The sequence below is a fragment of the Micromonospora sp. NPDC005237 genome, from assembly GCF_040607775.1.
In the GTDB taxonomy this organism is placed as follows: Bacteria; Actinomycetota; Actinomycetes; order Mycobacteriales; family Micromonosporaceae; genus Micromonospora.
The window spans coordinates 170,823-190,121 of sequence record NZ_JBEXHJ010000010.1 but is presented as its reverse complement, the minus strand read 5'-3'; the positions used below and the strand labels follow the sequence as shown (position 1 = coordinate 190,121).

The following is a 19,299-nucleotide window of genomic DNA, read 5'->3' as shown; positions in this document are numbered from 1 at the left end:
GAACATTCATAGGGGGCAATTCTTAACCCTGAACGCGATGGGTGTGAAGACATGCGCCGAGATGGATCGCCGCGAAAAGCGCGCGAGGCCACGCGCCGCGCGGCCGGGGCGTGTCGTGTCGGTCCGATCCGGCCGCGTCGGTCGGCCCGCAGGTCACCGCCGCCGGTGTCCTCGTCGTCAGACGGCGTGTGCCTCGGTGGCGGTGGCCGGAGCTTCCGTCGGGTCGTCGGCAGGCGCCAGAATATCGATTGTCGCGACGAGTGTGTGGTGCGCGCGAAATGAAACATTGGGCTTGAACGACCGGCGGTGCTCGGGTGCCAGTCGGAGGCCGGGAATGGCAGCGGCGAGTCGGGTGAGAGTCACGCCGGCCTCCAGTCGCGCCAATGCGGCGCCGATGCAGAAATGCGGGCCGTGGCCGAACGACAGGTGGTCGGCGGCGTCGAGGCGGCGTGGGTCGAACCGGTCCGGGTGGGCGAAGACCGCGGGGTCCCGGTTCGCCGCCCCGATCATCAGCAGACAGCGCGCGCCCGCCGGAATGGTGACCCCGCCCAGGGTGACGTCGCGGCGCGTCACCCGCAGCCAACCGTCGATGGCGGGCGCGAACCGGAGGGTCTCGGTCACGAAGTCGGGCACGGATCGCGGGTCGGCGACGAGCGCCTGCCATCGCTGCCGGTCGGACAGGGCCTCGTCGAGTGCGTGGGCGAGCAGGCCGGCGGTCGTCTCGTGCCCGGCGACCAGAAGGTTGAAGGCGAGGCTCGCCACCTCGGTCACCGTCAGCACCGCGTCGTCGTCGTCGCGGTAGGCCAGCGCCCGGCTGATGAAGTCGGCGCCGTCGTGTCCACTGTCGAGCCGCTGCCGGACCAGGTCCTGGCAGTAGTGCCAGAACTCCAGCAGACCCCGGGCCAGGCGTACCTGCTCCTGCGGGTCCGGCTGCCCCCAGATCAGGGCGAGCTGACCGTCCGCCCACCGCCGGATCTGGTCGACGTCGGCGTCCGGCACCCCGAGGATGTCCAGGATGACCAGCAGCGGAAGTTCGGTGGTGAACTCACCGACGAGATCCGCCCGCCGGCCCGCTCGGGCGACGAGCCGGGACACCAGGTCGTCGACGCGGCGACGGACGATCGCGCCGTACTCGGCCTCGGCCCGGTCCGCGGTGTTGGCGAAGGTGGCCCGCAGGGCGCGGCGGGTGCGGGGGTGCGTCGGCGGGTCGGCGGCGGCCGTCGTCGGTGGCGCGTCGATCTGCATGATGACGCTCATCGCCTCCGGGCAGACCTCGTAGATCGGGGCGAGGGTGAGGGCGTTGCCGAACGTCGCGGCGTCGGCGAGGGCGTGTCGGACGTCCGCGTGCCGGCTGATCAGCCACAGGTCCAGATCCTCGGCGTAGGGCACCCGGTCGGGATCGTCGAGAATGCGTCGCCAGGCGCTGGCGGGATCGGTGAGATAGACCCCGGAAAACGGATTCAACTGCATCGAACGCCTCCTGACGCACCGCGCGAAACCAGCGGCGCTCGCATTCCGTACGTCGCCGAAGGCGGGCCGACAATGGTGCGCATCTGCCGCGCGCCCTTCACGGTGCGCCGGCTCGATGCACAAGTCAAGATTGGTCGCTATCTATTTGATGGCGTGACAATTGTTCCTCGCGGAACCGTTCCGGGCCTGGCCGGCTGCACCTTGCACCCCGGTGTTTGCCAGCTCCATCCTCGGCGGCAAGCACGATCGCGTCTCGGCCGTCCACGGTGGTCGATGGGATTGCCGGATTGTGCAAATCCTCATTCCCGGCAACGATTCCGCAGGGACGAAGGTGACGCCCCAGCGACAGGCACAACCCGGGGAGGGCCCTCAGCCATCGGCGCGCTGAGCCGCCGGCTTGGTCAGGTGGGCCAGCCAACCGCCCAGGCGCCCCAGCGCGCCCGTCGATTCGAGCATCGAGATTCCGCCGCCCACCATCGCCACGCCCGCCGTGGCGGCAATCATGCCGACCGGGTACTCCCGGGCGTGGAACGCCAGCAGGCCCAGCACGGTGACCGCCGCCCCGCTGAGCGCCAGCAGCGCCCCGGCGAGGGCGTCGCGCCGCTCGGCGAACACGAAGACGAGCGTCACGCCCAGCCAGCACAGGCCGGCCACCGCGACCAGGGCGGCGGTCACCAGGGATCCCTCGCGAGCCAGACTCACGCTGGCGGGAACGCTGAGCACGCCCAACGCGCCGGCTCGGGACCACGACATGCGGGCCTCCCGCAGCAGCGCGAGGCCGGGGCTGTCCGCGCCGAAGAGGTGCCGGCGGTCGTGCAGGACGAGGAGGCCCAACACCACGGCGAAGGTCCCCAGGGTCACCCCGACGTACCGGGCGCCGGCCCGCTCGACGTGGACGGCGTCGGTGACGACGAACAGGCCCGCGGTGCAGACGCTGATCCCCGCCAGCGAGGTCAGGGCGGTCGCCCGGTCTCGGGCGACCAGCGCGGAGCAGGCGATCGCCACGACCGCCACCAGGGTGAGCGGCCCGGCCCACGACGACGGCGTCGTCACGGCCAGCGCGACACCGGCGACCGCGACGTAGAGCAGGATCCGGGGCAGCGCCTCGGCCAGCGGGGCGCGCTCGTCGAGTCGATTGTGGCCGTACACCACCGCCACCACCAGGATCACCGCGCCGACGGCGACCGGCGGGAGGACGGTGGCCAGCTGGTTCAGGGCCACGGCCGAACCCGCCGGGCCGAGCCACCCCACCAACCGCAGCCGCCACCGCGCGGTCCCGGCCCGCGGCGGGGAGGGCTGCGGTTCGCGTACGGACGACATGCCGCCAGCCTCGCACCCGGTCGCCAGTCGCCGCGAAGGCTCGCCGCCGGCCGAGGTGCGGCCGGCGGCGAGCGCGGGTGGACGGATCAGGAGTACGGAAGGCGCAGCACCGACTGGTTGCCGATGCCCAGCGAGGTGGGGTTGTTGCCGATGGCGGACCAGACCTCCACCCGTACCGTGCCGTTGCTCAACGTGCCCAACGTGCCGGTGGCCGAGGCCAGGCCGGCGTTCTGGGTGTAGTGCTCGTAGCCGGGGACCGGGTCGGTGGCGAAGTAGCGCCAGGTCTCCGTCCGGTCCCAGCTGCCGTTTCCGGTCAGGTCGTAGGAGACGCGCACCTGCACCCCGTTGCCGACGGCCGTGCCGGCGTCCAGGAACAGGTCGAACGTGGTCTGCGCCCCGGAGTAGGCGAGGTTGAGGCCGGTCGCCGTGAAGACCTGCGGGTTGGTCGGCGTACCGTCGTGGTTTCCGTTGGCGGCCGCGACCGTGGTCGTGCCCGCGCTGCCGGCGGCGCCCAGCCCGCCACCGGCGAGCAGGTACCGCGTGGGCGAGCCCGAGCTCGGCGGCGGCGTGGTCGGTGGCGCGGTGGTCGGCGGCGCGGTCGTCGGCGGCGCCGTGGTGGGCGGCGCGGTGGTCGGTGGGGTCGTGCTCGGCGGTACGCCGCCGGAGGCGTTGCCGCCGCTCCAGGTGTACGCCCCGGTGGTGGCCGTCCGACCGGCGGCCACGGTGAGCCGGGTGCCGGTGGAGAACGTGACGGTGATCGGGTTCGCCGTCGGGTTCGACGCCACGTAGGTGCGTGCCCCGTTGCGGGAGAAGACCGCGCTCAGCGGGTGGTTGGCGGTGACCGTCGTGTCGACGGTGCCCAGTGCCGCCAGGTTGCGGATCCAGTGGAAGGTGTGCGCCCGGCTCTCCCCCTCCTCGGGGGTGTAGCCCGGGTTGGCGCGCAGGTTCGCCAGGGCCGCGTCGGGGTCGCCGAGGGCCTGGAACTGCCAGAGGATGTCCTGCCACACCGTTGGCGGCCCGCCGTTGTTGCGGACCAGCTCGGCGTAGTTGGTGCGCACGTACGCCGGGTTGTTGCCGAGGTAGAGGTGCCCGCCGGTGACCGGCAGCAGGTTGATGCCCTGGATCATCTCCGGGTCGGCGCTGAACCAGGTGGCGTACGCGCCGCCGTCGCCCCAGACCATGCCGACCGTCGAGTGCCCGAAGGCGGCGGGGAAGTTCTGGTCGCTCGCGTCGAACCAGTACTCCTGGATGGCGGCGGCCTGCGTCGTGTAGAGGAAGATGCCGGCGTCACGCACGGCGGTGTCGCCGGTGACCTGACCCCACTGGATGAGGGCGTTGGCGAAGTTCATCCCCTCCGAGGACGACTCCTGGTTGTTGCCGGAGCCGAACGAGCCGTGCCCGGACGCCCAGTCGTGGCCGGCGTAGATGTCGAAGTCGCGCAGGTAGGGAAAACGGGTGTCGTCGCGGCGGTAGTTGTTGGCGTCGCGGATCAGCAGGTCCACCATGCCGCCGTAGCGGCTGGTCGCGGCCCAGGACGGGTCGAACTTGGCCAGTGTCGCGGCGGCGGCGATGAAGTAGCCGTAGTGGAAGTGGTGGTCGTTGAGTTCCTGGTCGGAGCCGTACGACGCCGGGTAGCCGATCAGGGTGCCCCAGTTGGCGTCGTAGTAGAAGAGCCGCTGGGTCTTGCCGCTGGACGCGGTGAACCAGTCGGTGAGGGTGCTGCGGATCGCGTTCAGCGCGCTGTCGCGGGTGGCCGTGTCGTTGACCAGGTCGGCGACCTCGGCGAGCCGGGCGGCCCGGCCGAGCCCCTTGCCGGTCCAGTACGTGTCGTTGCCCCGCTGGTCCATCGGGTTGCCGCGGGCGGCGGCCAGGTGACCGGTGAGCGTGGTCAGGTCCGCGCCGCTGCCGTCGCCGACGGCCGGCAGTTCGGGCAGGACTCCCTGGAACGCCATGGCGGTCCGGAACTGGTTGACGCCGGTGAGGACCTTCATCCGGCCGCGCGCCGACGGGTAGGTCGGCGTGATCGGCGTCGAGCCGGCGAGCGACTTCCACTGGTGCGGGTAGAGGCTGACCACGGTCTGCGTGGCGGTGCCCTCCCGGGCGGTGGTGGTGAACGCGTACGTCGTGCTCAGGCCGTTGGTCGACGGGTCGTAGGCGTAGGAGACGCGGGTGCCGGTGACGTGGGCGTGCGCGTACCGGCCGTAGGTGGTGGCCAGGTCGGCGCGTTCGGTGGCGTTCGCCGTCGGGGGCAGCAGGGCCACCGAGAAGTAGCCGCGACCCGCGAGGGTGGAGGAGATGCGGCCACCGCTGACGGTCCAGGTCGCGCCGCTGGGGGCGTACGCCGCGTAGTCGTGGCCGTTGACCCGGAAGCCGATGGTGGCGCCGTTGGTGGACCAGACGTCGGGGGTGCCGGACGTGCCGATCACCGCGTCGCCGCCGCTGGCCTGGAAGTACGCGAACGGCAGGCCGTGGCCGATGGTGGCGCGCAGGGTGCGGGTGCCGTCGCTCCAGTAGGGGCTGACCGTCCAGTCGGTCCAGCCGTCCACCTTCACCTGGGGCGCGGCGAGTCCGGCCACGCCGACGCGAATGTCCTGCACGTACGGGTAGTGGTACTCACCGACGCCGGTGGCCGTGCCGCTGATGGCGGGTGTGGAGTTGGCGGAGAAGCCGAGGCCGTCGGTGAACGTGTCGTAGGAGGTCGGGTGGGCGTGCAGGGGCTCGCTGAAGGCGCAGTCGGTGCGCTTCCACAGCAGCGAGGACCACCAGTCGTTGGTGGGCACGGCACCGGCGGGAGCGTTGGCGGTGGCGAACTGCCGGGGGTTGCTGGACATCGCGCCGCAGCCGGTGGGGAGCGCGCCGACGGGGGTGGTGGTGTAGCTGCCGGCGCCCACGGGCGCGGCCTCGGCGGCACGGGTGACGGGAATCGTGAGGCCACCGACGACCAGGGCCAGGGCGGTGGCGGCTGCCAGGGCCCAGCGGCGGTGGGGGACGGGAGGTTTCATGGTGCCTCCATCGCGCGTCCCGGTACGGACCGTGCCGACCCGGGCGCGTAGCGTCTGAATTGTGGAAAACGTCGATCGAGAGAGCGCTCTCTCAGCCGGCACGGTAATCGACCCCGGAGATCCCCGTCAATGTGTCAGTCCGGTTGCGTGCTGATGTCGCAAACTGATCGCCCACCGCGCCGCGGTGGCTAGCTGTCCGCCACGCCGAGCCCGTCCAGGTCGGCGTGCAGCGCGTCCGGCGCGCGCATCCGCCACGCGTCGGTCACGAGCTCGCTCAGGCGCTCGACGTCGACCGCCGCCAGGCGCAGCATCACCAGCGGCAGGCCGTCGTACCCAGACGTGGTGAAGAAGACCTCGGGCTCGCCGAGCAGGAGAGCCTGCTTCTCGGCCTCGTCCCCGACGAACAGCACCGCGATGTCGCGCCGGATCACCCGCGGCTTGCCCGGCCTGCGCTCGGGATAGGACCAGACGAAGCCCTTGTCGGCCACCCGGAAGTCGAAGCCCTCGCTCTCGATCTCGACCGTGTGGGGCAGGGCCAGGGCCAGGCGGCGTACGTCGTCGGCGTCAGCCACCGAGACCCCGCACCGCGCGTGCCATCCGCATGCGCCGAGATTACGCACCAGGACCGACAGGTGGCGGGCGGGCCGCCCACCGACGACGTCAGCCGGCCGTGGCGGACAGGTCGACGGCCGTGGCGCCGACGACCGCCCGATCGCCCTCGCGCTGGACGTAGCCGATCACCGTGGACTGGCCGGGGTCGAGATCCGGCGGCGTGACCAGCTCCACCTGTCCCTGCTCGGCGTCAAGGGGCACCGACGCGAAGGCGCGCACCACGTTGTCCTGCCGCAGCGTGCGGCCGGCGTTCTCTCCGCGGGCGATCTCGCTGTGCAGGCCGCGTTGCACGAGCGCCACGTTCACCACGGCGGGCTGCGACAGCCGCTGCGCGCGGTAGCCCAGCACCATCCGCTGCCCGCCGTCGGCGACCTCCGGAACGGACAGGGTGAGGGGCGCGGCGGCGGGCGACATCAGGGCGGACGCGACGGCGCTCGCCGCCCGGCCACGGTCGGAGCCGACGAACTCCACGGTGCCGTTGACGATCATCTGCGGGGTGTAGAGACGCCCCGAGCCGAAGCCACGGGCGTACGCCTCCTGCCGCGCCGTGTACGCCGCGTCCGCGAACTGGTCGGGCCAGCCCAGATCGTCCCAGTAGTCGACGTGGAAACCCAGGGCGAAGACGGGCTCGCGCCGCGCCCGGGAGTCGTGCTCGATCGCGGTCAGCAGCTCCTCGGCGGGAGGGCAGCTGTTGCAGCCCTGGGAGGTGAACAGTTCCACGACGGCGACGCCGCCGCCCTCCGGCGGCCGTTCCGGCTGACCGGCGGGGTCCGATCCATGCGGCGATGGCGTGGTCATGGCGTCTCCTCCCAGAGCCTGCTGGCGGCTCTGCGATTCCCGTTACCGCACCGACAACGCCTGGTCGGCGAGGCCGCGAGGGGGGATGGGGGCGTCCAGTGCCCGTCCGTGCCTGTCCACCCCGAATCCGCCGTTGCGCCCGGAGACGCCACTTCCGACCGGGACCAGCCGCGCGTCGGCATACCGGCCCGCTCATGACAATCGCGTGACAAATTGGCCGGTACGCCGATCACGGGTTTCGACGGTGCCCGAGCCGGGGCACCAGAGCGTCGCTGACGACAACATCTTCGAAGGGACGGCCCCCGTGGAAATCCAGGGCTTCTTCACCGCGATCATCATCGGCCTGGTCATCGGCGCCCTCGGGCGGCTCGTGGTGCCCGGCAAGCAGAACATCTCGATCGTGCTCACCCTGGCGATCGGCGTGCTCGCCGCGATCCTCGGCACCCTCGTGGCCGGTGGGCTCGGCGTGGACGAGACCGCCGGCATCGACTGGATCGAACTGCTCCTGCAGGTGGTGTTCGCCGCGATCGGCGTGGCCGGCACCGCCGCCGTGTTGGGCCGCCGACGCCCCTGACGCCCCGCTCCCTCGCCGGGCCCGCCGGCCCTCACGCGCCCGTGGCGACGACCTGTCGCCACGGGCGCTGTGCTTGGATGATTCGGTGGAGTTCACCGTGACAGACGTGCCCGCGCGGGAGCGGTTCGAGGCGCGCGACGAGACGGGCGCGGTCGCCGGGGTGGTCACCTACCAGCTGACCGGCGCCATCATCGCCTACACCCACACCGAGGTCGATCCGGCGTACGAGGGCCGGGGCGTCGGGTCGACCCTGGCCCGCGCGGTCATGGACGACGCGCGGGCCAGGAGGCGCACCGTGGTGCCGATCTGCCCGTTCCTCGCCGAGTGGCTGGTCAAGCACCCGGAGTACGAGGACATCGTGGTGCGGTCCACCCGGAAGGTGAAGTAGCGGCCGGGCTCAGTGCCAGTCGCTGATCTGGACGTCGTCCGGCGCCGGCCTGCCGCGCCCGGTCTCCACCAGCTCCTTGAGGCTCATCAGGAACGTCGCCCACTTGGTGCCGCAGTGGTGCATGAACTCGCCCGGCTCGCGCCAGCCCTCGTGGCTGAACAGGACGATGGTGTAGTCGCCCCGCTGGTCGAGGCGCCAGTCGATCTCGGTGCCGACCCATTCCCCGGGGCCGTCGGTGACCCGCCAGCGGACGTTGCCGGTGGGGTCCAGCTCCAGGACCTCCATGTCGAAGCCCCCGGCGTCGCCGAACCGGAAGGCCAACTGCCCGCCGACCTCGCTCTTGCCGACCGTGTCGGTCGTCCACCAGGCGGCGAGGCCCTCCGGGGTGGCCACCGCGCGGTAGACGTCGTCGAGCGGGGCGACGACGCCGACCCGGTGCAGGATGTCGACCATCTCATTCTCCCTGGTTGTCGGTACGGTGACGTTCGATCGTCTCGGCGATCCGCTTGATCCGGCGGAGTCGGGCATCCCAGGCGGTGCCGACGGCGGTCAGTTGGGCGACCGCACGCGCGAGCTGCGCCTCGTCGACCTGGTAGTGACGCTCGCGACCGGCCGGCGCCGAGTGGATCAGGCCGACCCGGTCCAGGACGGCCAGGTGCTTCGAGACGGCCTGGCGGGTGACGGGCAGTCGCTCGCTCAGCGACGTGGCGGTGCCGGGCCCGCCGGCGAGCAACAGGTCGATCATGCTGCGCCGGATCGGGTCGCCGATCGCCGACCACAGGGCGTCGTCGACGACCGTGCTCATGACGTGGCGACCAGCCGTGCGACGTACGTGCCGAGCGCGGGGATGTAGTGGTTCCACCCGCTGACGTGATCCTGGTACTGCTTCTCGAGCAGGGCGATCTCCCAGCCCATCTCGCGAAAACCGGTCTCCGTCATGCGGACGCGGGTCCCCGTCGCGATCGGGACGAGGTCGAAGGTGACCAGCAGCGACTGCCCGCCCCGGTCGGGCTCGGTGAAGGACCACCGGAAGGAGAACCGCTTCGGCGGGTCGACGTCCACGACGGCGAGGTCGACGGTCGTCGTCTCGCCGGTCTGCGCGTCGCGCCACACCAACTCGCCGGGAGCGCCCTCGACCGGTTCGAACCGGGCGTCGTCGGGCCACCACTCCCGCACGTGCTCGGGTTGGCTGATCACCTCGAAGACCACCTCCGGCGAGGCGTTGACGTCGATGTCGCGTTCGATGACTCCGTACTCCATGCGTACCACCCTTTCGCAACCTTTGGTTGCGTCAGGTTACAGCGCTCGGGGCGCCTCGCGCAACCGATGGTTGCGTATTGGTCCCGGGCACGGCACGACGCCTGGACCGGGCGATGACGGTACGGTCCATGGTGGGCAGTCGCCCTGCCCTCGCCATCGTCCCTCCACATCCCGTCGGGAGACCTGAACGATGACAGCCGCCACCTTCCGTGCCCTGCATCACGACCGCCCCGCCGGCGACCCGCTCGTCCTGCCGAATGCCTGGGACGCGGGCAGCGCCCGGGTCTTCGCCGACGCCGGCTTCGAAGCGCTCGCCACGCCGAGCGCCGGGGTCGCCGCCTCCCTCGGCTACGAAGACGGCGCCACCCCGCCCGCCGAGATGTTCGCCGCGGTGGCGAGGGTCGTCCGGGCCGTCTCCGTTCCGGTGTCCGCGGACGTGGAGGACGGCTACGGGCTCGCCCCCGCCGAGCTGGTCGAGCGGCTGCTGGAGGCGGGCGTCGTCGGCTGCAACCTGGAGGACTCCGAGGGGCACGCCACGCTCAAGGATCCGCAGCGGCACGCGGACTGGCTGGCCGAGGTGCGGGCGGCGGCAGGCGACGCGCTCGTCATCAACGCGCGCGTCGACACGTTCCTGTTCGGCTCGGGTGACCCGGCCGACGCCGTCGCCCGCGCGAAGCTGTACGTGGCGGCGGGCGTCGACTGCGTGTACCCGCTGCGGGCGCCGATTGAGGTCCTTGCGGTGCTGCGCGAGGGCATCACCGGCCCGATCAACATGGCCGCCGCGCCGAACCGGGAGTCCGTGACCGAGCTGGCCCGACACGGCGCCACGCGCATCACGTTCGGCCCGGGAATGCAGCGCTACGCGATGGCCGCGATCGGTGACCTGGCGGCCAACCTGCGCGCGTGAGGCACCGGCCGACCGGCGCGTCCTCAGCGGCGGCCGGTGCCGCGGGTGCGGGCGGCGCGCCTCGGTGAAGGGCGCCGCCCGGTCAGGCGTCGGCGCGGGCGGCCAGGGCGTCCACGAGGCGGCGGGCGGAGCCGGCCAGGTTCCACCGGCCGGCCAGCTCGAGCAGCCGCTCCGGGTCGGCGGGGGCGGTCGGCAGCGCGGTGGGCAGCTCCGGCAGGGCCACGTCCAGGGCGACCCGGACCACCGTCGGCGCGACGGCCAGGTAGTCGCGGGCGGCGGCCAGCTTGGTGCGCAGGCCCGGCGCGAAGGAAGAGTCGGAGTCGTCCAGCGCGGCCAGGATGCCGTCGATGCTGCCGTACCGCTCGATGAGTCGCGCGGCGGTCTTCTCGCCGACGCCCGGCACCCCGGGCAGTCCGTCGCTGGGGTCGCCGCGCAGGGCGGCGAAGTCGGCGTACCGGTCGGCGGGCACCCCGTAGCGGGCGCGCACCGCCGCGTCGTCGCAGTCGTCGAGCTTGGCCACGCCGCGCCCGACGTAGAGCAGCCGCACGTCCCGGGAGTCGTCGATGAGCTGGAACAGGTCCCGGTCGCCGGAGACCACCTCGACCGGGCCCGGCTGGGTCACCGACAGCGTGCCGAGCACGTCGTCGGCCTCGTAACCGGTCGCGCCGACGGCGGTGATGCCGACCGCGTCGAGGACCTCCAGGATCATCGGCACCTGCGGGGAGAGCGTGTCAGGCACGACCTCACCGCCCTGCGGGGCCACCCGGTGCGCCTTGTACGACGGCAGCAGCTCGACCCGCCACGCCGGCCGCCAGTCGTAGTCCAGAGCGCACACCATCCGGTCGGCGCCCCGACCCCGGATGAGCGTGGCGAGCATGTCGAGGAAGCCGCGCACCGCGTTGACGGGCGTGCCGTCCTCGGCGCGCGCGGCGGACTCCGGGATGCCGAAGTAGGCCCGGAAGTAGAGGCTGGGTGCGTCGATCAGCAGGATCGGGGATCGGTGTGCCACGCCCGACAGCCTGGCACAGCCCTGCGACGATCAGCGGTACGCCCGGCCGCCCGGCGGCGTCAGCGCTGCTCGTCGTGCCGGTAGACGGTGTCGCGGCGGGCGAGGTGCTGCACGACGTAGCTGGTCACCAGCAGCAGGATCGCGACCAGCACCTCGACCCAGGCGGCGACGCCGTCGGCCACGGTGAGCCCGATGACCAGCAGGACCAGGCCGACGAGCGCGAGGACCCCGGCCCACAGTTGCCAGCGACGGCGGGTCGCCGCCCGGTTCGCGTCGTTCGCTGCCACGTCGGCCCTCCCGGTCGGTGCCACCCATGCGGGCGTCCCGATCCCAGGCTATGGCCCCCGCCCCGGTCCTACCCGGAAAACCACAGTGCGGGCAGGCCCTGGAACGGCGCAGACTGCCGGGGTGGCGTTTCCGGCCGTTCCTGGTGCTGCGTGCCGAGCGCGTCGCCGCCGCACTACGCGCCGCGGTGACCGACCCGACGCTGCGCGACCGACCGCTGCTGGGCGCGGTCGACCAGTACGTGCACAGCGTCGATGTGCTCAGCGACGCGACCCGGGCTCGCCGCATGGCCGACGGACTGTGGTCGGGCGCGGCGGTCACCGACCAATGGTGACGGCCGGACGCCGGCCCTCGTCGCGGTCGTGGTCGGTGAGGTCGCGCAGGCGCCGGACGGGGGAGAGCAGCAGCACCAGGGGCGCGCAGATCAGGGTCGCCGCGAAGACGAACAGGGTGGCGCGGGCGCCGAGCGGGCCGGCGAGCCCGCCGGCGACCAGCCCGCCGACCGGGATGGCGCCCCAGGAGACGAACCGCACGGTCGCCATCACCCGGGAGAGGAGTTCGGGTGGGCTGGCGATCTGCCGGTACGTCCGGGTGGTCACGCTGAGCACGACCGTGCCGAGAGAGAAGACGATGCTGCCGGCGGCGAAGGCGACGTAAGCCGGCCAACCGGTGCCCCCGGGGATCAGGAACGCTCCGGCGACCGTCGTGAACCCGGCGGCGACCAGCGCGCGGGCGCTGCCGAGCCGGGTGGTGATCCACGTGGTGAGGGCAGCCCCGACCAGCGCGCCGACACCCTCGACGGCGAGCAGGACGCCGACCAGGCCGGCCGGCGCGTGCAGGTCGCGGACCAGGTAGAGCGGGTGCAGCGCGAACTGCGCGCCGCAGACGAAGTTCATGGCCGTCGCGGCCCACATGCACGGGCCCATGACCGGGTGGTACGCGACGTAGCGCCAGCCCTCGCGGATCAGCTCACCGACCGGCGGCCACTGCTCGGGCGCGTCGACGCGGCGCGCGGGCAGGGTACGCAGCAGAGCCGCCGAGACGAGGTAGCTGGCCGAGTCGACGAGCAGGGTGGGCACCGCGCCGAGCGCCTGCACGGCGAGCCCACCGAGCGATGGGCCGCTGAGCAGGGTCGCGGCGTGGGTGGCCGAGGTGAGGCTGTTGCGCGACTGCAACTGCTCGCGCTCGACGATGCTGGGCAGGAAGGTCGAGTTGGCCACGTCGAACACCACGTTGGCGAAGCTGACGACGAGCGCGGTGACCACCAGGTGGGTCACGGTGAGCTGCCCCCACCACCAGGCCAGCGGGATCGACGCGACGGCGAGGGCGCGGGCCAGGTCCGCGCCGACCTGGGTGCCGCGCAGCGGCAGGCGCTGCACGATCACACCGGCGGGCAGGCCGATCACGATCCAGGCGACGTAGCTGGCCGCGGCGATCAGACCCATCTGCCACGCGGAGGCGTCCAGGACGGTGAGCGCGGTCAGCGGCAGGGCCACCGCGCCGACCGCCGACCCGACCAGACTGGTCGTGCCGGCGGTCCACCAGCGCCAGAACACACCGGCTCGTTCGTCGACGTGCATGTCGTCGGCCCCCGTCCGTCGCGCCGATGCGTTCCCGGTGTCAGTGCGTGCCGGGGATTGTCCGTTCCAATCTGGAACGGACTATAGTCGTGCCGGGCGGAGGGAGGAAGCGGGTGCGACGAGAGGATCTCGCGGACGCGGACTGCGGCATCGCGCAGGCGCTCGGCGTGCTGGGGGACTGGTGGACGTTCCTCATCGTGCGCGACGTCGCCGGCGGCACGACCCGCTTCGACGCGCTCCAGCGCGAACTGGGTGTCAGTCGGCGGGCGCTTACCGAACGCCTCGCCGCCCTGGTCGAGCACGGCGTGCTGGAACGCCGCCCGTACTCGGCGCACCCGCCCCGGCACGACTATCTGCTGACCACGAAGGGCGAGGGCCTGCTGCCGGTGTTGATCGCCCTGCAGGACTGGGGAACGAGGCACCTGATGGGTGACGGAGAGCTGACCGCGACCGCCGACGACGCCTCGGCCGAGGCCCGGCGGGCACACGCGCTGGTGGGCCGACGGCTGCCGGAGGTCGCCCTGCCCGGCGCCGACGGCCGGCCGGTCGCGCTGACCGCGCCGGACGTCTGGAGCGTCCTCTACCTCTTCCCCGGGGCGTACGCGCCGGGGACGCACGGCTACCCGCCGGGCTGGGCGGAGATCCCCGGCGCCCGGGGCTGCACCCTCGAATCGACCACGTACGCCGACCGGCACCCGGCCTTCGAGGCGGCCGGGGTACGCGTGTGCGGGATCAGCACCCAGCGGCCGGACCAGCTCGCCGAGTTCGCCGCGTACGCGGGGCTGCCGTTTCCGTTGCTGTCCGATCAGGACGGTCGGCTCGCCGCGGGGCTGCTGCTGCCGGTCTTCTCCGCCGGCGGGGTGACCCGGTTCAAGCGACTGACGATGCTCGTCGACCCGACGTCGGTGGTGCGGGCGGTGCAGTTCCCGGTCACCGATCCGGCCGGATCGGTCGACGAGATGCTGGTGCTGGCCCGCGACCACGCGACGATCCCCGGCTGACGCGGGGCGTCGACCGGGGATCGCAGCGTCAGGTTCAGGTTCAGGCCGGGAGCGTCCAGCGCTGGTTGGCGCCGGCGAAGCAGTCCCAGATCTGCAACCGGGCGCCGTCGGCCGAGCTGTTGTCGGTGACGTCCAGGCACTTGTTGGACTGCGGGTTGCGCAGCGTGCCGTTGGACTGCGCCTGCCAGACCTGGGCGCCGCTGCCGTTGCAGTCGTACAGCTGCACCTTGGCGCCGTTGGCGGTGGAGCCGCTGGTGATGTCGGCGCACTTGCCGAGGGCGCGCAGCGTGCCGTCGCTGGCGACGGTCCAGGTCTGCGCGTTGGTGCCGTTGCAGCCCCAGAGCTGGATGGCGGTGCCGTTGGCGGTGCTCGCGGACGCCACGTCGACGCACTTGCCGCCGAGGCCGGTGATCTGGCCGGTACGACCGGACGGCGGCGGGGTGGTGCCGCCCATGATGGTGTCGTACATGGCGCTGACCAGCGAGGTGGAGCCGGTGGTGTCCTGCGACAGCTCCCAGTTCATGACGCCGCCGGCGTTGGCCAGCGCCCACTGCGTCTTGCGCTTGACGGTCGGGACGCCGTTGTAGCACTGCTGCGCGCCGCCGGCCGTGGTGCAGTCCCGGTTGGCGTTGGCCGGGTCCAGGGCGACGAGCGCCGAGTACGTGTAGTAGCCGGGGCGGCTGTAGAACGGGATGCCGAGGACGGCCTTGCTGGCCGGCAGGCCGCGGGACTTCCACAGGTTGATGCTGTTGATCGACCAGTCGTAGTTGGAGTGCGGGCTGCCGCCGTCGTACGCCATGATGTTGAGCCAGTCGACCTGGCCGAACACGGCCGTCGGCACGCCGTCGAGGTAGTAGCCCTCGGAGACGACGGCCGCGGTGAGCAGCTTGCCGCGGCTGTGCATGGCGCTGCCGAGCTGCGTCATGAGCTGGCTGTAGTTGTTCGCCGAGGCGCCCGGGTCCGGGTACTCCCAGTCGATGTCGACGCCGTCGAGGTTGTACTGGTTGACGAAGTTGACCAGGTTGTTGACGAAGGCGGTCCGGCTGCCGGAGTTGGCCGCGAGGGCCTCGAAGGCCGAGTCGTTGCCGTCGTTCCAGCCGCCGACGGCGATCGAGACCTTGACGTTGTTGGCGTGCGCCTGGGAGACCAGCGAGGAGAGTTTGCTCGGGTTCTCCACGGCGCGCAGGCTGCCGTCGTTGTTGGGCAGCACGAACGCGTAGTTGATGTGGGTGAGCTTGTTGTACTGGATGGTGTTGACGTTGCCTAGCCCACGAGGGCATGTAGCCGACGCTCTTGAAGTTGTTCGGCAGCACCACGGCCTGCGCGGCGGTGGGGACGAGGGTGACGGTGGCGGCGGCGGTGGCCAGGGCGAGCAGGCCGGCGGTGCGGGCGCGGCGCAGTGGTGAGGACATCGGGGGCCTTCCCGTGGGCGGGGGACGACGCCCGCCCGCGCAGGGTTGTCGCGGGCGGGAAATGCGGTACGCAGAAACGGGTGGCCTCGAGGCAGCCAAATCTTAAAGAGTGTTAACTGTCGGCGTCAATCAACGCCGATGGATTTCCTCGCTCGGGCGGATGCGGGGTTCTGGGGATGCCCAAACGACCGTTAAGCTCACGGGGTGGGAACCGATGAGTTGTACCCGCCGGACCGGCTGCTCGCCGCGCAGCGCGCCACCGCCGCGGCCGGCCTGGACGCGCTGCTGCTCACGCCCGGCTCCGACCTGCGCTACCTGACCGGGTACGACGCCCACGTGGGGGAGCGGCTGACCTGCCTGGTGCTGCCCGCCGAGGGTGCGCCCACGCTCATCGTGCCCAGGCTGGAGCGTCCGGCCGCGGAGGCGGCGCCGAACACCGGCGTCCGCATCGTCGACCACCCCGACGGCGTCGACCCGTACCCCCTGGTCGTCGCCGCCCTCGACGGCCCGCCGGCGGCCGTCGGGCTCGCCGACCGGATGTGGGCCGAGCAGGTCCTCGCCCTACGCGCGGCGCTGCCCGGCGCCGCGCAGCGGCTCGCTGGCGAGGTGCTGCGCGAGCTGCGGATCCGCAAGTCCCCGGCGGAGGTCGCGGCGCTCGCCGAGGCGGGCGCGGCCATCGACGAGCTGCACCTGCGGATGGGCCAGTGGCTGCGCCCCGGCCGCACCGAGGCCGAGGTGGCGGCCGACATCGCGGCGGCGATCCGCGACGCCGGGCACGCCACTGTCGACTTCGTCATCGTGGCCGCCGGCCCGAACGGGGCCAGCCCGCACCACGGCACCTCGGATCGGCCGATCGGCGCCGGCGAGCCGGTGGTGGTGGACATCGGCGGCACGATGCCGTCGGGCTACCGCTCGGACTGCACCCGCACCTACGTGGCGGGCGGGCCGGCGCCGGCCGACTTCGTGGACTACTACGCGGTGCTGCACGCCGCCCAGAGTGCGGCGGTGGCGGCGGTGCGGCCCGGGATCACCGGCGCGGCGGCCGACGCGGCGGCCCGGGAGCCGATCGCCGCCGCCGGTTACGGCGACGCGTTCCTGCACCGCACCGGGCACGGCATCGGCCTGGACGGTCACGAGGAGCCCTACCTGGTGGCCGGCAACGACCGGCCCCTGGAGGCCGGTATGGCGTTCTCCATCGAACCGGGCATCTACCTCGCGGGCCGGCACGGCGCCCGCATCGAGGACATCGTCGTCTGCACGACGGACGGCGTGCAGCGGCTCAACACCACCCCCACGGAGCTCATCGCGCTATGACTGTCGACCGGATCCTCCCCACCGACGAGGCCCATGACCTGCTGGACCTCGCCACCGAGCTGGCCGACCGCGAGCTCGCGCCGAAGGCCGCGAGCTTCGAGGAACGCGCCGAGTTCCCCCGCGAGGTGCTGCGCACCATCGGCCGCGCCGGCCTGCTCGGCCTGCCCTACGCCGAGGAACACGGCGGCGCGGCGCAGCCGTACGAGGTGTATCTGCAGGTGCTGGAGATCCTGGCCAGCCGGTGGCTGGCGGTCGCCGAGGCGGTCAGCGTGCACACCCTGAGCTGCTACCCGGTCGCCGCGTTCGGCAGCGCCGAGCAGCGCAAGCTCCTGCCCGACATGCTCGGCGGGGAGCTGCTCGGCGCGTACTGCCTCTCCGAGCCGCAGGGCGGCTCCGACGCGGCGGCGCTGAGCACCCGGGCGGTCCGCGACGGCGACGCGTACGTCGTCTCCGGCACCAAGGCGTGGATCACGCACGCCCAGGTGGCCGACTTCTACAACGTCTTCTGCCGCACCGGCGGGCCCGGCCCGAAGGGCATCTCCTGCCTGGTCGCCGACGCGGGCACCGCCGGCATCGCGCCGCAGGCCGCCGAGCGGACCATGGGGCTGCGGTCCTCGCCGGTGGCGCAGATCGCCTTCGAGGAGGCGCGGGTGCCGGCCGACCGGCTGGTCGGTGGCGAGGGGGCGGGCTTCACCATCGCGATGTCCGCGCTGGACTCGGGTCGACTGGGCATCGCCGCCTGCGCGGTCGGGCTGGCCCAGGCCGCGCTCGACTACGCCGTCGGCTACGCCCGGGAGCGACAGCAGTTCGGCCGGTCCATCATCGACTTCCAGGGCCTCGGCTTCATGCTCGCCGACGCGGCGACCCAGATCTCCGCCGCCCGCGCGCTGACCCTGGCGGCGGCCCGGCTGCGCGACGCCGGGCGTCCGTACTCGATCGAGGCGGCGAAGGCGAAGCTCTTCGCCACCGACGTGGCGATGCGGGTGACCACCGACGCCGTGCAGGTGCTCGGCGGCGCCGGCTACGTGGCCGACCACCCGGTCGAGCGGTACATGCGCGAGGCGAAGGTGCTGCAGATCGTGGAGGGCACCAACCAGATCCAGCGGTTGGTGATCTCCCGGGCGCTCGCCAAGAGCTGAGCCGGCGGCCCAGCGCGGCGTTCGTCGTCGCCGTCGCGCCGATTTCCCGGTAGGTTGCTCGCCGTGGAGGAGATCGACCGCGCCATCGTCGCCGCGCTGACCGCTGACGGCCGTCTGTCGTACACCGACCTGGCCGAGAAGGTGGGGCTGTCGGTGTCCGCCGTGCACCAGCGGGTGCGCCGGCTGGAGCAGCGCGGGGTGCTCAAGGGGTACGCCGCCCGGGTGTCGTTCGAGGCGCTGGACCTGCCGTTGACCGCGTTCGTGGCGATCCGGCCGTTCGACCCGTCGCAGCCGGACGACGCGCCGGAGCGGCTGGCCCACCTGCCGGAGATCGACTCGTGCTATTCGGTGGCGGGGGAGGACTTCTACCTGCTGCTGGTGCGGGTGGCCAGCCCGGCGGACCTGGAGCGGGTGCTGCAGGAGATCCGCACCTCGGCGAACGTGACGACCCGGACGACTGTGGTGCTGTCCACCCCGTACGAGAACCGCCCGCCGAAGATCAGTGCCGGGGCACCGAGTCGGTCGCGGTCCCGGGCGCCGGAGGAGCCGGCTGGTTCCACCGCAGGATGACCTGCCGGCCGTGCTCGTGACCCAGCGCGCTGACCGTGGCGGTGTCCAGGCGCAGCCGTCCGCCGGCGGACGGGGGCAGCCCGATCCAGCGGGCGCCGAGCACCCGCAGGCTGTGCGCGTGGCCGACCAGCGCCACGGTGCCCCGGTCGAGCAGCGGGGTGACGCGGGCCAGTACCCGGTCGAGCCGATCACCCACCTGGGCGGGTGACTCCCCGCCGGGGCAGCCGTCGGTCCAGATGTTCCAGTGCGGGTCGTCGTCGTGGATGTCGACGGTGGTGCGGCCCTCGTACTCGCCGTAGTTCCACTCGCTGAGGTCCTCGTCGACGTGGTCGACGGTGAGCCCGGCCAGCTGCGCGGTGCGCAGCGCCCGGGAGCGGGGACTGGCCAGGACGGTGACGAAGCGCCGGGCGGCCAGGAACGCGGCGAGGGTGCGGGCCTGTCGCTCGCCGTCGGGGGTCAGCTCCAGATCGGTGTACGAGGTGTGCCGCAGGCTGGCGCTCCAGGTGGTCTCGCCGTGCCGGATCAGCAGGAGCTCTCCCATGCGGCCAGTTAACCATCGCGCCGGGGCGGCCAGTGCCGCCCTCTCTCAACCTATCTTCCTAGGATGCCTTACAGGGTGTGCCGACCGGCACCACCGGTTTCGGCACCGGGAAACCGG

Annotated in this window: 21 protein-coding genes; 8 read left to right on the top strand and 13 right to left on the bottom strand. The window is 72.5% G+C overall.

Going from position 1 to position 19,299, the window contains the following annotated elements; genetic code table 11:
* Positions 1 to 177 precede the first annotated feature (177 nt).
* From ABZT87_RS26735 to ABZT87_RS26715, 5 genes are all read right to left on the bottom strand, one after another.
* Positions 178 to 1,470 carry a cytochrome P450 gene (locus tag ABZT87_RS26735; protein ID WP_355139009.1) on the bottom strand — a complete coding sequence of 431 codons (1,293 nt, stop codon included), beginning with the start codon at positions 1,468 to 1,470 and terminating at the stop codon, positions 178 to 180.
* Positions 1,471 to 1,839: 369 nt separating this feature from the next.
* A complete protein-coding gene (locus ABZT87_RS26730) occupies positions 1,840 to 2,790 on the bottom strand; it encodes a hypothetical protein (protein WP_355139007.1) in 951 nt (316 codons plus the stop codon).
* Between the two features lie 86 nt (positions 2,791 to 2,876).
* A complete protein-coding gene (locus tag ABZT87_RS26725; protein WP_355139005.1) occupies positions 2,877 to 5,792 on the bottom strand; it encodes a glycosyl hydrolase in 2,916 nt (971 codons plus the stop codon).
* A 188-nt stretch (positions 5,793 to 5,980) separates the two neighbouring features.
* Positions 5,981 to 6,364, bottom strand: a complete 384-nt coding sequence (locus ABZT87_RS26720) for a hypothetical protein (RefSeq protein WP_355139003.1) — start codon at positions 6,362 to 6,364, stop codon at positions 5,981 to 5,983.
* Positions 6,365 to 6,452: 88 nt separating this feature from the next.
* Positions 6,453 to 7,202: a DUF1223 domain-containing protein gene (locus ABZT87_RS26715; RefSeq protein WP_355139001.1), complete on the bottom strand. Its 750-nt coding sequence runs from the start codon at positions 7,200 to 7,202 to the stop codon at positions 6,453 to 6,455.
* Positions 7,203 to 7,506: 304 nt separating this feature from the next.
* Here ABZT87_RS26715 and ABZT87_RS26710 point away from each other — a divergent pair, with 304 nt between their 5' ends.
* Both ABZT87_RS26710 and ABZT87_RS26705 read left to right on the top strand, forming a co-directional pair.
* Positions 7,507 to 7,776: a GlsB/YeaQ/YmgE family stress response membrane protein gene (locus ABZT87_RS26710; RefSeq protein WP_355138999.1), complete on the top strand. Its 270-nt coding sequence runs from the start codon at positions 7,507 to 7,509 to the stop codon at positions 7,774 to 7,776.
* 97 nt (positions 7,777 to 7,873) lie between these two features.
* A complete protein-coding gene (locus ABZT87_RS26705) occupies positions 7,874 to 8,164 on the top strand; it encodes a GNAT family N-acetyltransferase (RefSeq protein WP_355138997.1) in 291 nt (96 codons plus the stop codon).
* A 9-nt stretch (positions 8,165 to 8,173) separates the two neighbouring features.
* Here ABZT87_RS26705 and ABZT87_RS26700 read toward each other — a convergent pair whose 3' ends face one another.
* The 3 genes from ABZT87_RS26700 to ABZT87_RS26690 are packed head-to-tail and all read right to left on the bottom strand — an operon-like array spanning position 8,174 to position 9,424.
* Positions 8,174 to 8,617: an SRPBCC domain-containing protein gene (locus ABZT87_RS26700; RefSeq protein ID WP_355138995.1), complete on the bottom strand. Its 444-nt coding sequence runs from the start codon at positions 8,615 to 8,617 to the stop codon at positions 8,174 to 8,176.
* A gap of 1 nt (position 8,618) precedes the next feature.
* The gene (locus ABZT87_RS26695) at positions 8,619 to 8,969 is read right to left on the bottom strand and encodes a metalloregulator ArsR/SmtB family transcription factor (RefSeq protein ID WP_355138993.1); all 351 of its coding nucleotides are present in this window, start codon (positions 8,967 to 8,969) and stop codon (positions 8,619 to 8,621) included.
* Positions 8,966 to 9,424 (bottom strand): SRPBCC domain-containing protein, encoded by a 459-nt coding sequence (locus ABZT87_RS26690; protein ID WP_354862077.1) that lies wholly within the window; start codon positions 9,422 to 9,424, stop codon positions 8,966 to 8,968. Before ABZT87_RS26690 ends, ABZT87_RS26695 begins: the two co-directional genes overlap by 4 nt.
* A gap of 190 nt (positions 9,425 to 9,614) precedes the next feature.
* On the opposite strand from ABZT87_RS26690, the gene ABZT87_RS26685 reads away from it, so the two are divergent.
* Positions 9,615 to 10,331 (top strand): isocitrate lyase/phosphoenolpyruvate mutase family protein, encoded by a 717-nt coding sequence (locus ABZT87_RS26685; RefSeq protein WP_354862079.1) that lies wholly within the window; start codon positions 9,615 to 9,617, stop codon positions 10,329 to 10,331.
* 82 nt (positions 10,332 to 10,413) lie between these two features.
* Here the strand turns inward: ABZT87_RS26685 and ABZT87_RS26680 are convergent, their stop codons facing one another.
* Together ABZT87_RS26680 and ABZT87_RS26675 are read right to left on the bottom strand one after the other, a co-directional pair.
* On the bottom strand, positions 10,414 to 11,340 hold the full coding sequence (locus tag ABZT87_RS26680; RefSeq protein ID WP_354862081.1) for a 5'-3' exonuclease: 927 nt from the start codon (positions 11,338 to 11,340) through the stop codon (positions 10,414 to 10,416).
* Positions 11,341 to 11,399: 59 nt separating this feature from the next.
* Positions 11,400 to 11,627 (bottom strand): hypothetical protein, encoded by a 228-nt coding sequence (locus ABZT87_RS26675; RefSeq protein WP_355068830.1) that lies wholly within the window; start codon positions 11,625 to 11,627, stop codon positions 11,400 to 11,402.
* Positions 11,628 to 11,677: 50 nt separating this feature from the next.
* On the opposite strand from ABZT87_RS26675, the gene ABZT87_RS26670 reads away from it, so the two are divergent.
* Complete coding sequence (locus ABZT87_RS26670; protein ID WP_354862084.1) at positions 11,678 to 11,959, top strand: hypothetical protein; 282 nt, start codon at positions 11,678 to 11,680, stop codon at positions 11,957 to 11,959.
* Here the strand turns inward: ABZT87_RS26670 and ABZT87_RS26665 are convergent.
* Positions 11,943 to 13,205 carry an MFS transporter gene (locus ABZT87_RS26665; RefSeq protein ID WP_355138990.1) on the bottom strand — a complete coding sequence of 421 codons (1,263 nt, stop codon included), beginning with the start codon at positions 13,203 to 13,205 and terminating at the stop codon, positions 11,943 to 11,945. The two genes, ABZT87_RS26670 and ABZT87_RS26665, sit on opposite strands and share 17 nt — an antisense overlap.
* 113 nt (positions 13,206 to 13,318) lie before the next feature.
* Here ABZT87_RS26665 and ABZT87_RS26660 point away from each other — a divergent pair, with 113 nt between their 5' ends.
* On the top strand, positions 13,319 to 14,206 hold the full coding sequence (locus ABZT87_RS26660) for a winged helix-turn-helix transcriptional regulator (RefSeq protein ID WP_355138988.1): 888 nt from the start codon (positions 13,319 to 13,321) through the stop codon (positions 14,204 to 14,206).
* Positions 14,207 to 14,246: 40 nt separating this feature from the next.
* On the opposite strand, the gene ABZT87_RS26655 is transcribed toward ABZT87_RS26660, so the two are convergent.
* Entirely contained in the window at positions 14,247 to 15,416 is a 1,170-nt protein-coding gene (locus ABZT87_RS26655) for a glycosyl hydrolase family 18 protein (protein ID WP_355138986.1), read from the bottom strand.
* Between the two features lie 406 nt (positions 15,417 to 15,822).
* On the opposite strand from ABZT87_RS26655, the gene ABZT87_RS26650 reads away from it, so the two are divergent.
* The 3 genes from ABZT87_RS26650 to ABZT87_RS26640 all read left to right on the top strand — a co-directional run bounded on the left by ABZT87_RS26650 (position 15,823) and on the right by ABZT87_RS26640 (position 18,641).
* Positions 15,823 to 16,932, top strand: coding sequence for a Xaa-Pro peptidase family protein (locus tag ABZT87_RS26650; protein ID WP_355138984.1), 1,110 nt, complete (start codon positions 15,823 to 15,825; stop codon positions 16,930 to 16,932).
* Positions 16,929 to 18,071 (top strand): acyl-CoA dehydrogenase family protein, encoded by a 1,143-nt coding sequence (locus ABZT87_RS26645; RefSeq protein WP_355138982.1) that lies wholly within the window; start codon positions 16,929 to 16,931, stop codon positions 18,069 to 18,071. The genes ABZT87_RS26650 and ABZT87_RS26645 overlap by 4 nt, the downstream gene beginning before the upstream one ends.
* Positions 18,072 to 18,134: 63 nt before the next feature.
* Positions 18,135 to 18,641, top strand: coding sequence for an Lrp/AsnC family transcriptional regulator (locus ABZT87_RS26640; protein ID WP_007460055.1), 507 nt, complete (start codon positions 18,135 to 18,137; stop codon positions 18,639 to 18,641).
* On the opposite strand, the gene ABZT87_RS26635 is transcribed toward ABZT87_RS26640, so the two are convergent.
* A complete protein-coding gene (locus ABZT87_RS26635) occupies positions 18,571 to 19,182 on the bottom strand; it encodes a histidine phosphatase family protein (protein WP_355138980.1) in 612 nt (203 codons plus the stop codon). The genes ABZT87_RS26640 and ABZT87_RS26635 overlap by 71 nt on opposite strands.
* Positions 19,183 to 19,299: the final 117 nt, after the last annotated feature.